Source organism: Enterobacter cloacae complex sp. P6RS (assembly GCF_014982245.1).
Lineage (GTDB): Bacteria > Pseudomonadota > Gammaproteobacteria > Enterobacterales > Enterobacteriaceae > Enterobacter > Enterobacter bugandensis.
Map to the genome: position 1 here is coordinate 167,688 of NZ_JADCLB010000003.1, position 14,211 is coordinate 181,898.

The 14,211-nt window shown below is 57.7% G+C and carries 11 protein-coding genes; 6 read left to right on the plus strand and 5 right to left on the minus strand.

The genetic code is table 11. From position 1 onward, the window contains the following. Positions 1-21: 21 nt before the first annotated feature. Together rstB and tus are read left to right on the plus strand one after the other, a co-directional pair. Entirely contained in the window at positions 22-1,320 is a 1,299-nt protein-coding gene (rstB, locus tag INF73_RS01795) for a two-component system sensor histidine kinase RstB (protein ID WP_048999470.1), read from the plus strand. A gap of 73 nt (positions 1,321-1,393) precedes the next feature. Next, the gene (gene tus / locus INF73_RS01800) at positions 1,394-2,323 is read left to right on the plus strand and encodes a DNA replication terminus site-binding protein (protein ID WP_059356968.1); all 930 of its coding nucleotides are present in this window, start codon (positions 1,394-1,396) and stop codon (positions 2,321-2,323) included. Here the strand turns inward: tus and fumC are convergent, their stop codons facing one another. Together fumC and fumA are read right to left on the minus strand one after the other, a co-directional pair. After that, positions 2,324-3,718: a class II fumarate hydratase gene (gene fumC / locus INF73_RS01805; protein WP_193541355.1), complete on the minus strand. Its 1,395-nt coding sequence runs from the start codon at positions 3,716-3,718 to the stop codon at positions 2,324-2,326. It lies immediately after the preceding gene. A 137-nt stretch (positions 3,719-3,855) separates the two neighbouring features. Next, positions 3,856-5,502 carry a class I fumarate hydratase FumA gene (gene fumA, locus INF73_RS01810; protein WP_028012930.1) on the minus strand — a complete coding sequence of 549 codons (1,647 nt, stop codon included), beginning with the start codon at positions 5,500-5,502 and terminating at the stop codon, positions 3,856-3,858. Between the two features lie 199 nt (positions 5,503-5,701). On the opposite strand from fumA, the gene manA reads away from it, so the two are divergent. Continuing rightward, positions 5,702-6,877, plus strand: a complete 1,176-nt coding sequence (manA, locus tag INF73_RS01815) for a mannose-6-phosphate isomerase (protein ID WP_028012929.1) — start codon at positions 5,702-5,704, stop codon at positions 6,875-6,877. A gap of 99 nt (positions 6,878-6,976) precedes the next feature. Next, positions 6,977-8,509, plus strand: a complete 1,533-nt coding sequence (locus INF73_RS01820) for a YdgA family protein (protein ID WP_193541357.1) — start codon at positions 6,977-6,979, stop codon at positions 8,507-8,509. A 38-nt stretch (positions 8,510-8,547) separates the two neighbouring features. Here the strand turns inward: INF73_RS01820 and INF73_RS01825 are convergent, their stop codons facing one another. Together INF73_RS01825 and INF73_RS01830 are read right to left on the minus strand one after the other, a co-directional pair. Further along, positions 8,548-9,402 (minus strand): alpha/beta fold hydrolase, encoded by an 855-nt coding sequence (locus INF73_RS01825; protein WP_049000884.1) that lies wholly within the window; start codon positions 9,400-9,402, stop codon positions 8,548-8,550. Positions 9,403-9,417: 15 nt separating this feature from the next. Beyond that, positions 9,418-10,398 (minus strand): MBL fold metallo-hydrolase, encoded by a 981-nt coding sequence (locus tag INF73_RS01830; RefSeq protein ID WP_048959888.1) that lies wholly within the window; start codon positions 10,396-10,398, stop codon positions 9,418-9,420. A gap of 107 nt (positions 10,399-10,505) precedes the next feature. On the opposite strand from INF73_RS01830, the gene INF73_RS01835 reads away from it, so the two are divergent. Further along, positions 10,506-11,402, plus strand: coding sequence for a LysR family transcriptional regulator (locus INF73_RS01835; RefSeq protein ID WP_045261486.1), 897 nt, complete (start codon positions 10,506-10,508; stop codon positions 11,400-11,402). Between the two features lies 1 nt (position 11,403). Here the strand turns inward: INF73_RS01835 and INF73_RS01840 are convergent, their stop codons facing one another. Further along, the gene (locus INF73_RS01840; RefSeq protein ID WP_136343178.1) at positions 11,404-12,432 is read right to left on the minus strand and encodes a Mal regulon transcriptional regulator MalI; all 1,029 of its coding nucleotides are present in this window, start codon (positions 12,430-12,432) and stop codon (positions 11,404-11,406) included. Between the two features lie 177 nt (positions 12,433-12,609). Between INF73_RS01840 and malX the strand changes: the two genes are divergently transcribed. After that, a complete protein-coding gene (malX, locus tag INF73_RS01845; RefSeq protein ID WP_028012923.1) occupies positions 12,610-14,202 on the plus strand; it encodes a maltose/glucose-specific PTS transporter subunit IIBC in 1,593 nt (530 codons plus the stop codon). Positions 14,203-14,211: the final 9 nt, after the last annotated feature.

Here is a 14,211-nt window from a genome sequence, read left to right on the forward strand (position 1 = left end):
CTGATCTTACGGTGAAAATTAATGAAAAAGCTGTTTGTGCAGTTTTATCTTTTACTGTTTGTCTGCTTCCTGGTGATGACCATGCTGGTCGGCCTGGTTTATAAATTCACCGCCGAACGTGCGGGCCGGCAGTCGCTGGACGATCTGATGAAAAGCTCGCTCTATTTGATGCGCAGCGAGCTGAGAGAGATCCCGCCACACGACTGGGCGAAAACCCTGAAAGAGCTGGATCTTAATCTGTCATTCGATTTACGCATTGAGCCGTTGAAAGATTTTGAGCTGGATCCGCCCGCCATGCAGCGTCTGCGCGACGGGGACATCGTCGCGCTGGATGAGAAATACACCTTTATCCAGCGCATTCCGCGCAGCCATTACGTGCTGGCCGTCGGGCCGGTGCCCTATCTCTATTATCTCCATCAGATGCGCCTGCTGGACATGGCGCTGATGGCCTTTATCGCCATTTCGCTCGCATTTCCGGTCTTTATCTGGATGCGGCCCCACTGGCAGGACATGCTGAAGCTGGAATCCGCCGCGCAGCGTTTTGGCGAGGGGCATTTTACCGAACGCATTCACTTCGACAGCGGTTCCAGCTTTGAGCGTCTGGGCGTGGCCTTTAACCAGATGGCCGATAACATCAACGCCCTGATCGCCAGCAAGAAGCAACTGATCGACGGAATTGCGCACGAGCTGCGCACGCCGCTGGTTCGCCTGCGCTACCGTCTGGAGATGAGCGAAAATCTGACCGAGGCAGAGAATCAGGCGCTTAACCGCGACATTGGCCAGCTTGAAGCGCTGATTGAGGAGCTGCTGACCTACGCGCGTCTCGACCGCCCGCAAAACGAGCTGAACCTCACCACGCCGGATCTGCCCGCCTGGCTGCAAACCCACATTGATGACGTTCAGAGCGTAAACCCGCAGCGCACGCTGTTGACGCGCGTCACGCCGGGTGACTACGGCGCGCTCGATATGCGCCTGATGGAGCGCGTGCTGGACAACCTGATGAACAACGCCATGCGCTACAGCGAAAGTACGCTCCAGATTGGCCTGGATTTGCAGGGCAACCGGGCCAGCCTGACGGTGGAGGACGACGGACCGGGAATTGCCCCGGAAGCGCGAGAAACCGTGTTTGAACCGTTTGTCCGCCTCGATCCCAGCCGCGATCGCGCCACCGGCGGATGCGGCCTGGGGTTGGCGATTGTCTACTCTATCGCGCAGGCGATGGGCGGCACGGTGCATTGCGAGGAGAGCGAGCTCGGCGGCGCGCGCTTCTGCTTTAGCTGGCCGGTGTACCATAACATCGCCCTTCCCGTCCCTGCCTGACCTCAAACGCACGCTGGCCTGACCCGGCGTGCTGTGCTATATGATAAGTATGTTGTAACTAATGAGAGTGTTTATGGCGAACTACGATCTCATCGAACGGCTTAACGGCACGTTTCGGGAAATAGAACACGAACTCCTGACCCTGACCGAGCGTTTGCAGGCCTGCCGCCTGCTGGCCGCGCGCGTCTTTACCCTGCCGGATGTGGCTAAGGGAGCCGAGCACGATCCGCTGGACACCATCGAGGTCGAACAGCACATCGGCAGCGCGGCCCTTGAGCTGGCGCTAAAACACTATCGTCGCCTGTTTATCCAGCAGCAGTCAGAAAACCGCAGCAGCAAGGCCGCCGTGCGCCTGCCGGGGGTCATCTGCCTGCAAACCGATGCGACATCGCGCGAAGCGCTGGAAAGCCAGATTGCGCATATCAACACCCTGAAAGCGGCCTTTGAAAAGATCATCACCGAAGAGTCCGGCCTCGCGCCTGCCGCGCGGTTTGAGTGGGTGCACCGCCAGCTTCCGGGGCTGATTACCCTGAATGCCTATCGGACGCTGACGGTACTGCGTCACCCCGCTACGCTGCGCTTCGGCTGGGCGAATAAGCACATCATTAAAAACTTCACCCGGGATGAGATTCTGGCCCAGCTGGAAAAAAGCCTGAAGACGCCGCGCACCGTCGCGCCGTGGTCGCGGGAGCAGTGGATTGAGCGCCTGGAGCAGGAGTACCACAGCATCGCCTCGCTGCCGGCGGATGCGCGCCTGAAGATAAAGCGCCCGGTGAAGGTGCAGCCTATCGCTCGCGTCTGGTATTCCGGTCAGCAAAAGCAGGTACAGTATGCCTGCCCGACGCCGCTGATTGCGCTTTACGATGCCGATCAGGGCGCGGTGGTACCCGATATTGGGGAACTGCTGAATTACGATGCTGACAATGTTCAGCACCGTTACAGACCTCAGGCGCAGCCGCTACAGCTGATTATTCCTCGGCTGCACCTGTACGTGGCGGGATGATTATTTCAGGCTACCGACCATCGCTTCCGGGCGAACCCAGGCGTCAAACTCCGCCTCCGTGAGATAGCCCAGCGCCAGGGCGGAGGCTTTCAGCGTCAGCCCCTCTTTATGCGCTTTTTTGGCGATCTCGGCGGCCTTGTCGTAGCCAATATGGGTATTGAGCGCGGTGACCAGCATCAGAGATTCATTGAGCAGCTGGCTGATGCGTTCGCGATTGGGCTCAATCCCCACCGCGCAATGCTCGTTAAAGCTCTCCATCCCGTCCGCCAGCAGACGAACAGATTGCAGCACGTTGTGGATCACCATCGGGCGATAGACGTTCAGCTCGAAGTTGCCGGACGCACCGCCCATGTTGACGGCCACGTCGTTGCCCATCACCTGGCAGCAGAGCATGGTCATGGCTTCGCACTGGGTCGGGTTCACTTTACCCGGCATGATGGAGCTGCCCGGCTCGTTTTCCGGGATGCTGATTTCACCGATGCCGCAGCGCGGGCCCGAGGCCAGCCAGCGCACGTCGTTAGCAATTTTCATCAGCGAGGCCGCCAGCCCCTTCAGCGCGCCGTGGGTGTGGACCAGCGCATCGCAGGTCGCCAGCGCTTCGAACTTATTGGGCGCCGTAACGAACGGCTGTCCGGTGATGGCAGCAAGCTCCTCCGCCACGCGCACCGCGTATTCTGGATGGGTGTTTAACCCGGTACCGACCGCCGTCCCACCGAGCGCCAGCTCCGCCAGGTGCGGCAGGCTGTTCTCGATATGCTTCAGGTTGTGTTCCAGCATCGCCACCCAGCCGGAAATCTCCTGGCCGAGCGTCAAAGGCGTGGCGTCCTGCAGGTGCGTACGGCCAATCTTGACGATGTCGCGGAAGGCCTGCGCTTTCTCGTTAAGCGTGGATTTGAGCATGTTGAGCTGCGGGATAAGCTGCTCGCGAATGGCGATTACCGCCGCCACGTGCATCGCCGTCGGGAAGACGTCGTTAGAGCTCTGGCTTTTGTTGACGTCATCGTTCGGGTGGACCTTACGTTCCATGCCGCGCACGCCGCCCAGCAGCTCGCTCGCCCGGTTCGCCAGCACTTCGTTCATGTTCATGTTGCTCTGGGTACCGGAACCGGTCTGCCAGATAGCAAGGGGAAATTCGTCAGGATGCTTTCCCGCCAGCACTTCGTCTGCGGCGCTGATAATGGCGGTGGCTTTATCGGCGTCCAGCAGGCCCAAATCCTGGTTCACTTTCGCGGCGGCGCGTTTGGTCAGCGCCAGCGCCTGAATCAGCGAGACGGGCATTTTTTCGGTCGAAATACGGAAGTGCTCCAGCGAACGCTGGGTTTGCGCGCCCCATAGCTTGTCGGCCGGGACGTCGATGGCGCCCATCGAATCTTTCTCATGGCGTACCGTGGTCATTACTTTCTCCTTGATAACAAAAGAGGGATTGCTCACATGCTTAAGGGATAAGTATTGATGACTTCTGAGAAACGGTATGGCGCTTTGTGCGCTCTTTTTGATGTCGGGTGGCGGCGGCGCCACCCGTTTTTTTCAATTTACTTCACGCACGCCGAACACTGGGACGACTGGATCTGCTTGAAGAAGTCGTTGCCTTTGTCATCCACCAGGATAAACGCCGGGAAGTCTTCCACTTCGATTTTCCAGATCGCTTCCATACCCAGCTCCGGGTATTCCACGCACTCCAGGCTCTTGATGCTGCCCTGCGCCAGAACCGCCGCCGGGCCGCCGATGCTGCCGAGGTAGAAGCCGCCGTGCTTGTGGCACGCGTCCGTCACCTGCTGGCTGCGGTTGCCTTTCGCCAGCATGATCATGCTGCCGCCGTTGGCCTGCAGCTGATCAACGTACGAGTCCATACGCCCTGCCGTGGTTGGGCCTAACGAGCCGGAGGCATAGCCTTCAGGCGTTTTCGCCGGGCCCGCGTAGTAGATCGGGTGATCTTTAATGTACTGCGGCAGCCCTTCGCCGTTGTCCAGACGCTCCTTCAGCTTCGCGTGCGCAATGTCGCGGCCCACGATGATCGTGCCGTTGAGGGAGAGACGGGTCGAGACCGGATACTGAGAAAGCTGCGCCAGAATCTCCTTCATCGGACGGTTCAGGTCAACGCGAACCGCTTCACCCTCACCCGCTTTACGCAGCGCTTCCGGGATGTATTTGCCTGGGTTATTTTCCAGTTTTTCGATCCACACGCCTTCGCGGTTGATCTTCGCTTTGATGTTGCGATCCGCAGAGCAGGAGACGCCCATCCCGACCGGACAGGAGGCACCGTGGCGCGGAAGACGGATCACGCGCACGTCGTGGGCGAAGTACTTACCGCCAAACTGCGCCCCGAGCCCCAGATTACGCGCCTCTTCCAGCAGTTCCTGCTCAAGCTGCACGTCGCGGAACGCCTGACCGTGCTCGTTACCTTCAGTAGGCAGGCCGTCGTAGTATTTGGTCGAGGCCAGCTTGACGGTTTTCAGCGTGCTTTCAGCTGAGGTTCCGCCAATCACGAAGGCGATATGGTACGGCGGGCACGCCGCGGTGCCGAGGGTGCGCATCTTCTCAACCAGATAATTCTTCAGCTTGCCCGGGGTGAGCAGCGCTTTGGTCTCCTGGTAGAGATAGGTTTTGTTGGCCGAACCGCCGCCTTTGGCGATGCAGAGGAATTTGTACTCGTCACCGTCGACGCTGTAGAGGTCAATCTGTGCTGGCAGGTTGGTGCCGGTGTTGACCTCTTTGTACATATCCAGCGCCGCATTTTGCGAGTAGCGCAGGTTGTCTTCGGTGTAGGTGTTGTAGACGCCGTGAGCCAGCGCCGCTTCGTCACCGCCGCCGGTCCAGACGCGCTGGCCTTTTTTACCGACGATGATCGCCGTGCCGGTATCCTGGCAGGTGGGCAGAATGCCTTTCGCCGCGATATCGGAGTTACGCAGGAACTGCAGGGCAACGTACTTGTCGTTTTCGCTGGCTTCCGGGTCGCTCAGAATATCGGCAACCTGCTGCTGATGCGCGGGGCGGAGCATAAAGGAGGCATCGTGGAAAGCGTGCTGCGCCAGCAGCGTCAGCGCCTGCGGATCCACCTTGAGGATCTCTTGTCCTTCAAACTCAGAGACGGAGACGTGATCGCGGGTTAACAGGTAATACTCGGTCTGATCCTTACTGAGGGGGAAAGGATCCTGATAATGGAAGGGTTTATTCGACATTGTTCTCTCACTTACTGCTTCGGTCTGTTTATTCAGGGCAGATGTTCCGCTGCCCGGCTTAAAAGCGAGTCAGCTTATCCTACACAATTTTTTAACAAAAACTGAGACTAGTACGACTTTTTACATCCACAGGTTACTTCCACGTAGTTTATTGCTTTAATACCCGGAGTTAATTCCACATTTGAATCAGGGCTTGATAATGCAAAAACTCATTAACTCAGTGCAAAACTACGCCTGGGGAAGTAAAACTGCGTTAACGGATCTCTACGGTATCGCGAACCCGAACAACCTGCCGATGGCGGAACTGTGGATGGGGGCGCACCCGAAGAGCAGCTCAAAAATTGAAGACGCCAGCGGCCAGGTACGCAGCCTGCGTGACGTGATTGATGCCGATAAAGCCGCACTGCTGGGCGACAAGGTGGCTCAGCGCTTTGGCGAACTGCCGTTCCTGTTTAAGGTGCTGTGCGCCGACCAGCCGCTCTCCATCCAGGTTCACCCGAATAAGAAAGCGTCTGAAATCGGCTTTGCCAAAGAGAACGCGGCGGGCATCCCGCTGGACGCCGCCGAGCGTAACTACAAAGATCCTAACCACAAGCCGGAGCTGGTTTTTGCGCTGACTCCGTTCCTGGCGATGAACGCCTTCCGCGAGTTTTCAGAGATTATCTCCCTGCTGCAGCCGGTCGCGGGTGCCAACAAGGCTATTGCCCACTTCCTCGAAAACCCAAACGCGGACGCGCTCAGCCAGCTGTTTGCCAGCCTGCTGAATATGCAGGGTGAAGAGAAATCTCACGCGCTGGCGGTGCTGAAAGCGGCCCTGAACAGCCAGCAAGGGGAACCGTGGGAGACCATCCGCCTGATTTCCGAGTTTTACCCTGACGACAGCGGCCTGTTCTCCCCTCTGCTGCTGAACGTGGTGAAGCTGAACCCGGGCGAAGCGATGTTCCTGTTCGCGGAAACCCCGCACGCCTACCTGCAGGGCGTAGCGCTGGAGGTGATGGCCAACTCTGACAACGTGTTGCGCGCGGGCCTGACGCCGAAATATATCGACATCCCTGAGCTGGTTGCCAACGTGAAGTTTGTGGCGAAACCTGCCGCGGAGCTGCTGACTCAGCCGGTGAAAAACGGTGCAGAGCTGGACTTCCCGATTCCGGTTGAGGATTTTGCGTTCTCCCTGCACGACCTCAATCAGACGGAAACGACAATCGCACAGGAGAGCGCGGCGATCCTGTTCTGCGTCGAGGGCGAAGCAACGCTGCGCAAAGGCGAGCAGCGTCTGGTTCTCCAGCCTGGCGAGTCAGCATTCGTTGCAGCCAATGAGTCCCCGGTCAGCGTGAGCGGCACCGGTCGCCTGGCGCGCGTTTTTAATAAGCTTTAAGCACTTACTGAATTTTTTAACAACTCTTGCTAAGCTAGTTGAAGGCTTAATATCTCCGGGCGGTTTTTACCGCCTGGTTTCATTTTAGGGATAGTCGCAATGAAAAAATCGGTCGTAGCGGTTGGAGTGATTGTAGCGTTAGGCGTGGTCTGGACGGGTGCCTCCTGGTTTACCGGGAAACAGCTGGAAGGCCGTCTGGCTGAGATGGTGGCGCAGGCTAACGGAGAAATTAAGCGCAGCGCGCCGGAGGCGGGTCTAGAGCTGAGCTACCAGAACTATCAGCGCGGCGTGTTCACTAGCCGCATGCAGCTGGTGGTGAAGCCGGTGGCCGGTGCGGCAAACGGCTGGCTGAAGCCGGGACAGAGCGTGGTGCTGGATGAAGTGGTAAGCCACGGTCCGCTGCCGCTGGCGCAGCTAAAGTTGTTTAACCTGATCCCGTCCATGGCGTCCGTTCATACCGTACTGGTGAATAACGACGTCACTAAACCGCTGTTTGACTTGGCGAAGAATGAATCACCTTTCGACATTAACACCCGTATTAGCTACTCCGGTGATACCAGTTCTGATATCGCGCTGAAAGCGCTGAACTACGAGAAAGAGAACGAAAAAGTCGCCTTCAGCGGCGGCCATTTCAAAGTTGATGCGGATCGGGACGGCAACGTCTTCTCCATGACGGGTGAAGCGGAAAGCGGCCTGGTCAACGCCGTGAACGAATATAATCAAAAAGTTCAGCTCACCTTCAACAACCTGAAAGCCGACGGCAACAGCCGTATGACCGACTTTAAAGAGCGTATCGGCGATCAGAAGCTCTCCGTGGATAAGATTGCTATCGCAATTGAAGGAAAAGAGATGGCCGTGCTGGAAGGCATGGACGTTAACGGTCAATCCGACGTATCCAAAGACGGTAAGAGCATCAATACCCAGCTGGATTACACGCTGAAGAGCCTGAAAGTGCAGAATCAGGATCTGGGCACCGGCAAGCTGTCGCTGAAGATCGGCAATATCGACGGCCAGGCATGGCATGAATTTAGCCAGAAATACAGCAAAGAGAGCCAGGCGCTGCTGACCGACGCCGCGCTGCAGCAGAACCCGGAAGTGTACCAGCAGCAGGCGATGGCGGTGCTGTTCAATAACCTGCCAATCCTGCTGAAAGGCCAGCCGGTGGTCACCGTTGCGCCGCTGAGCTGGAAAAACAGCAAAGGCGAAACCAGCTTTAACCTGTCGCTGTTCCTGAAAGATCCTGCAGCCGCCACGGGTGAACCGCAGACGCTGGCGCAGGAAGTGGATCGCAGCGTGAAGTCGCTCGACAGCAAGCTGACCATCCCGATGGATATGGCGACCGAGTTTATGACCCAGATTGCGAAGCTGGAAGGCTACGGCGATGAAGATGCCGGCAAGCTGGCGAACCAGCAGGTGAAAGGTCTGGCGGCGATGGGTCAGATGTTTCGCATCACCAAAGTGGAAGACAACACCATTTCCACCAGCCTGCAATATGCCAACGGCCAGGTAACGCTGAACGGCGACAAAATGCCGCTGGAAGAGTTTGTTGGCATGTTTGGTATGCCGATGCTGGGAATGCCGGAACCGGCTGAACCCGCAGCGCCAGCCGTACCGGCGGCACCGCAGCAGTAAACGTCAAAACCCCTCGCAAGAGGGGTTTTTTATTGCCCTTATCCTTTCCATCCCTCCAGGAAATCCAGCAGCAAGGCGTTAACTTTCTCAGGCTGTTCCTCCTGAGGAAGATGGCCGCACTCGTCGATACCCTGCGCCCGCAGGTTATCCGCCATTTCAGCCCAGACGCTTTGCATATCGAAAAGCTTGCCAACCGCGTGAAAATCATTGCCCCACAGCGACATTACCGGACAGGCGATTTTCACGTCAGCGTCGGCAAGATCCTGCGCCACGTCTTCCGCGTTGGCGCGATAGTCAGCCATCGCGCCTCGCACTGCTCCGGGCGCCTGATACGCGCGAACATAGGTGTCAAACGCCTCGCCGCTGATGGTTGATGGATCGTAGGTCCAGTCCGAGAAAAAGTGGCGCAGCCAGATATTTTCACGTCCCGCAATCAGCGCTTCCGGCAGATCGGGCACAAGATGGAACAGGAAGAACCAGTATGCGCGGGCGATGGACGCATTCAAATCGCGCGCCACGATACGCGTTGGCACGTTATCCATGACCACCAGACGATCCACCAGCTCAGGGTAATCTTTTGCAAACCGCGTCGCGACGCGCGCCCCGCGATCGTGCCCCACCAGCACCACCTTCTGTAACCCCAGCGCACGCATTAGCTCCCGGATGTCCCGGGCCATGTTCCGTTTATCATAGCCAGAAGCCGGTTTATCCGTTTCGCCATATCCTCGCAAATCCGGCGCGATGACGCGGTAGTGCCGGGACAATACAGGTATCTGGTAGCGCCAGGCATAGTTTGTTTCAGGAAAACCGTGCAGAAGAATAACCGGCGCGCCTTCACCCTCTTCAACCACAAACTGGCGAATGCCGTTTGCCGTTACGGTGTAACTTTTCATATTCGTAACCTCACTTTATTTCAGCAGAGGCACATTGGCCGCACGTTGATAAGGACCGTAATTTACAGGGTTCCAGCTATAGCCCTGCTGCCAGGCGGTGATATGCCCAATACCGGGGAAAGGCAGATGCGCAGCGGCCATCCACTCGCCATCTTTCGCCAGGGCGTTAAACTCCTGCGCCCGGGACGAGATGGCTTTTTTCGAATCGACATCAAAGCGAATAGACACTTCAGGATGCGGGAACTGGACGGCTGGCGCATGAATCAGATCCCCAATGAAATTAATAGCCGTCCCCTGCGACGCAAAGCGATAAACGGTACTGCCGGGCGTATGGCCAACGGCATAGGCCGTCTGGACTTCCGGGATCGGCGAAGCTGGCGGAACGAAGGTTTTAAGATGTCCGGAGGCTTTATACTCAGACAATGCTTTTCGGGCGATAGCAAAATACTCTTTCGCATTAGCCGGCGCGCTCGCTTCTTTTGCAGGATCAAGCCAGTAGTCGGCCTCCCCCTGCGGTACGTAGACGGTGGCATTGGGGAACAACGCTTTACCGTCTGCATCGCTCAGGCCACACACGTGGTCAAGATGAAGATGCGTCAGGAAAATGGTATCGACCTGCTCGGGACGATAGCCTGATGCTTTCATATTGTTAACCAGCTGGCCGGCCGTTTCCGGCACGCAGTGCCCCGCTCCGCTGTCAATCATGACCAGATGTTTACCGGTATTAACCAGGAAAGCGTTAAAGGCGGTCGGCATGCGTTCGGCATCGATTTTATGCTGAGCCAGCAGTTTACGAACCTTGTCGTCTGAAAGACCGTGCAGTAATGACGGCGAAAGGTCGTTATAGCCGTCGAACAGCGCCGTGACCTCATATTCCCCTACCGCCAGACGATAATAGCCTGGGACCTGCTGCTTCACCTGCGCAGGTGCGTCAGCCCAGGCGGCACTTACCAGTAACAGGCTGCTGAATGCCAGAACCGTTTTCAACTTTTTCATCTTCACTCCAGATTGGTATTTTTCAGGTTGTAAAGAGACTATGGCAGCGTAACGATAAATACTGTAGATATGTACTTTGATAAGTCAGCATAACGAAAAGCGATATAATGAAACTGGAAGACGTTGAAGTGTTTGTCGAAGCCATTAAGGCGGGTAGCCTGGCGGGCGCCGCGCGTCGGCTCTCAATGAGCGCCATGGCGGCGTCACGCTCTCTTAACAATCTTGAGGCTGAGCTGGGGGTCAGGCTGGTGCATCGCACCACGCGATCCCTCTCACCCACCAGCGATGGTGACGTTTTTTTGCCTCATGCGCAGGCGTTGCTGGAAGATAAAAATAACGCGCTGGCCGATCTGTTTCCCGATGGTACGCACCTGTCCGGACGCCTTCGCATTACCGCCTCAGCGGCGTTTGGACGCAAGATCGTTGCACCGATGTTGCCGCTGTTTATGCAGCAACATCCTGCCCTGCAGGTCGACCTGCTGGCAACCGATGAGCAAATTGATATTGTCGGGAAAGGCATAGACGTGGCGTTACGCATTGCACCGCTGCGCGATAACCGGTTAGTTGCACACCGCATCTGTGATAACCCCCGCGAGCTTTGCGCCAGCGCGGAGTATCTCGCCGCGTACGGTTCACCGAAATTGCTTAACGATCTGGCTGGACATAGCTGCCTGACCACCTCAGATACGACACACTGGTCGTTTGAGAAGGGTGAACAGCGCTACAAACAAAAGGTGTCAGGCCGATTCTCGGCTAACTCTATTGAGGCGATTTTCGAGGCTTGTCTGGGGGGACTCGGCATCGCAAATTTATCTCGCTGGTACGTAGAGCCTGCCATTGCTGAGGGTAAACTCGTGCGGATCGTCCTGGAAGATGCTCAGCCGGAATCGCTGGCCATTTGGGCGGTTTACCCGACCTCCCGGCTGATCCCGGCAAAAGTACGAAAATTTGTAGAAGCCCTGGAGACACATCTGACGCTCAACCCGCTTACGCAGCAGAGCTGAGTTATTTCACCGTCACCAGCCGCGCCGCGACAATCTGGTGCCCGGACTGGACGTCCGTGTTGTCGATGCGCTGCATAATTCTCTCTGCCAGCGTGTAGCCCATCTCCCGCGCAGGGGTGGTAGCCCAGACTATCGGCAGGTCATCCAGCGCGTTTTCACCAACGTCGGCGAACGCCCCTAACGCCACCTGATGGCCAAAGAAGGTTTCCACCCCGCCCTCGCCGCTCTGACGCCCGGCGCGAATCAGGCCAAACCAGGCACCCATGGCAATCACATCGTTGTAGCAAATCACGGCGCTGATCGTCGGATTGCTTCGCAGCAGCGCGCCTATCGCTTCCGCCGCTTTCTTCTGGCTGGATTCACACTCCACGACCCATTCGCTGTGGAACGGCAGGCCGTATTTAATCAGCGTCGCGCAGTAGCCGCCGACCCGCTCGGCGCGCGTCAGGGAGGAGCTTTTCCCTCCCAGCCAGGCAATGCGCTGATGCCCGCGGCGAATAAGATGTTCGGTCAACATTTGCGCGGCCTGCATGTTATCCGGGCGCAGCGTATCGGCCTCGTCCAGATAGCTGGCGCGCGAGGCGAACACCAGCGGCACGCCTTTCTCGGCGGCACGCTCGCACAGTTCGCTACCCACGCCCGACGCTCCGGCGACGATCACTCCGTCAACCCCCTGGGTCAGCAGCATATCGAGACGGGAGAGAAGCTGCCCGGCCTCGCGCCCGCCGTGCAGCAGAAAGACCATCCGCCCCTGCGCTTCCAGCGCTTCGGTTAACCCGGCGGTCAGCTCCGCATAAAAAGGTGACGTCAGGTCACGGACAATCAGGCCAATCACCCCGCTTTGCCCGCCGCGCAGCGCCGACGCCTGACGGTTACGCACAAAGCCCAGCTGTTCAACCGCCTCGTTCACCCTCTGGCCGGTTGCGGGCGAGATGCGCCCTTTACCACTGAGCACGAGAGAAACGGTGCTGACGGAAACCCCCGCCGCCAGCGCGACATCGTTGATGGTGACTTTTTTCGCTACAGCCATGTGTCAGCGTGACTCCCTGAAATGAGATCGGTAAAACGTTTTATCAATACGTTATCTTTATACTACCAGTCAAAGCCTGAGAATGTGATTTAGCGCGCACTAAACTTTGATAAAACGTTTTATCTTCTCGCAGCATTGAAGCAGGCAAACTGATTTTAACAATAAAGGAGTCGTTTTATGACGGCGAAAACAGCACAAAAAATATCGCTGTGGGAGTTTTTCCAGCAACTGGGTAAAACCTTTATGCTGCCCGTGGCGCTCCTCTCGTTCTGCGGGATCATGCTCGGGATCGGCAGCTCGCTGAGCAGTAAAGACGTCATCACGCTGATCCCGTTCCTCGGTACTCCCGTGCTGCAGGCGATCTTTATCTGGATGAGTAAGGTCGGCTCCTTCGCGTTTAGCTTCCTGCCCGTGATGTTCTGCATCGCCATCCCGCTGGGCCTGGCCCGCGAGAATAAAGGCGTCGCGGCCTTTGCCGGGTTTGTGGGTTACGCCGTGATGAACCTGGCGGTTAACTTCTGGCTGACCGCGAAAGGCATTCTGCCGACGACCGATGCTGCCGTGCTGAAGGCCAACAACATTCAGAGCGTGATTGGCATCCAGTCTATTGATACCGGGATCCTCGGAGCGGTGATCGCCGGGGTGATTATCTGGATGCTGCACGAGCGCTTCCACAATATCCGTCTGCCGGATGCCCTGGCCTTCTTCGGCGGTACCCGCTTCGTGCCGATTGTCACCCTGGTGGTCATGGGTCTGTTCGGCCTGATCATTCCGCTGATCTGGCCGGTCTTTGCGATGGGCATCAACGGCATTGGCCGCATCATCAACGGCGCGGGAGATTTTGGTCCGATGATCTTCGGCACCGGCGAGCGTCTGCTGCTGCCGTTCGGCCTGCAGCATATCCTGGTGGCCCTGATTCGCTTCACCGAAGCGGGCGGTACCATGGAGGTGTGCGGTCACGACGTGAGCGGTGCGCTGACCATCTTCCAGGCGCAGCTAAGCTGTCCGACTACCCACGGCTTCTCCGAAAGCGCCACCCGCTTCCTGTCTCAGGGTAAAATGCCGGCCTTCCTCGGCGGCCTGCCGGGTGCCGCGCTGGCGATGTACCACTGCGCGCGCCCGGAAAACCGACATAAAATTAAAGGGCTGCTGATCTCCGGCGTGATTGCCTGCGTCGTGGGCGGCACCACCGAGCCTATCGAATTCCTGTTCCTGTTTGTTGCGCCGGTGCTGTATCTCATCCACGCGCTGCTGACCGGCCTGGGCTTTACCGTGATGGCGGTGCTGGGCGTCACCATCGGCAACACCGACGGCAACGTGATTGACTTCGTGGTGTTCGGGATCCTGCACGGCCTGTCAACCAAGTGGTATCTGGTGCCGGTCGTGGCGGCTATCTGGTTCGCGGTGTACTACGGTATCTTCCGCTTCGCCATCACCCGCTTTAACCTGAAAACGCCGGGCCGCGATACCGATACCGCCACCAGCGTTGAGCAGGCGGTGGCCGGTACCGTGGGCAAATCCGGGTATAACACCCCTGCCATTCTGGCGGCGCTGGGCGGTGCGGATAACATTACCTCGCTGGATAACTGCATCACCCGCCTGCGTCTGTCGGTGGCGGATATGTCAAAAGTGGATACCAACGCCCTGAAAGCCAACCGGGCCATCGGCGTGGTACAGTTAAATCAGCACAATTTGCAGGTGGTTATCGGCCCGCAGGTTCAGTCGGTGAAAGATGAGCTGGCAACCCTGATGCGAACAGTAGAAGCCTGATGCCTCAAC

What these genes read in the sequence shown, in the direction of transcription:
- rstB (WP_048999470.1), top strand. Translation starts at nt 22, where the DNA reads ATGAAAAAGCTGTTTGTGCAGTTTTATCTTTTACTGTTTGTCTGCTTC.
- tus (WP_059356968.1), top strand. Translation starts at nt 1,394, where the DNA reads ATGGCGAACTACGATCTCATCGAACGGCTTAACGGCACGTTTCGGGAA.
- fumC (WP_193541355.1), bottom strand. Translation starts at nt 3,718, where the DNA reads ATGACCACGGTACGCCATGAGAAAGATTCGATGGGCGCCATCGACGTC.
- fumA (WP_028012930.1), bottom strand. Translation starts at nt 5,502, where the DNA reads ATGTCGAATAAACCCTTCCATTATCAGGATCCTTTCCCCCTCAGTAAG.
- manA (WP_028012929.1), top strand. Translation starts at nt 5,702, where the DNA reads ATGCAAAAACTCATTAACTCAGTGCAAAACTACGCCTGGGGAAGTAAA.
- INF73_RS01820 (WP_193541357.1), top strand. Translation starts at nt 6,977, where the DNA reads ATGAAAAAATCGGTCGTAGCGGTTGGAGTGATTGTAGCGTTAGGCGTG.
- INF73_RS01825 (WP_049000884.1), bottom strand. Translation starts at nt 9,402, where the DNA reads ATGAAAAGTTACACCGTAACGGCAAACGGCATTCGCCAGTTTGTGGTT.
- INF73_RS01830 (WP_048959888.1), bottom strand. Translation starts at nt 10,398, where the DNA reads ATGAAAAAGTTGAAAACGGTTCTGGCATTCAGCAGCCTGTTACTGGTA.
- INF73_RS01835 (WP_045261486.1), top strand. Translation starts at nt 10,506, where the DNA reads ATGAAACTGGAAGACGTTGAAGTGTTTGTCGAAGCCATTAAGGCGGGT.
- INF73_RS01840 (WP_136343178.1), bottom strand. Translation starts at nt 12,432, where the DNA reads ATGGCTGTAGCGAAAAAAGTCACCATCAACGATGTCGCGCTGGCGGCG.
- malX (WP_028012923.1), top strand. Translation starts at nt 12,610, where the DNA reads ATGACGGCGAAAACAGCACAAAAAATATCGCTGTGGGAGTTTTTCCAG.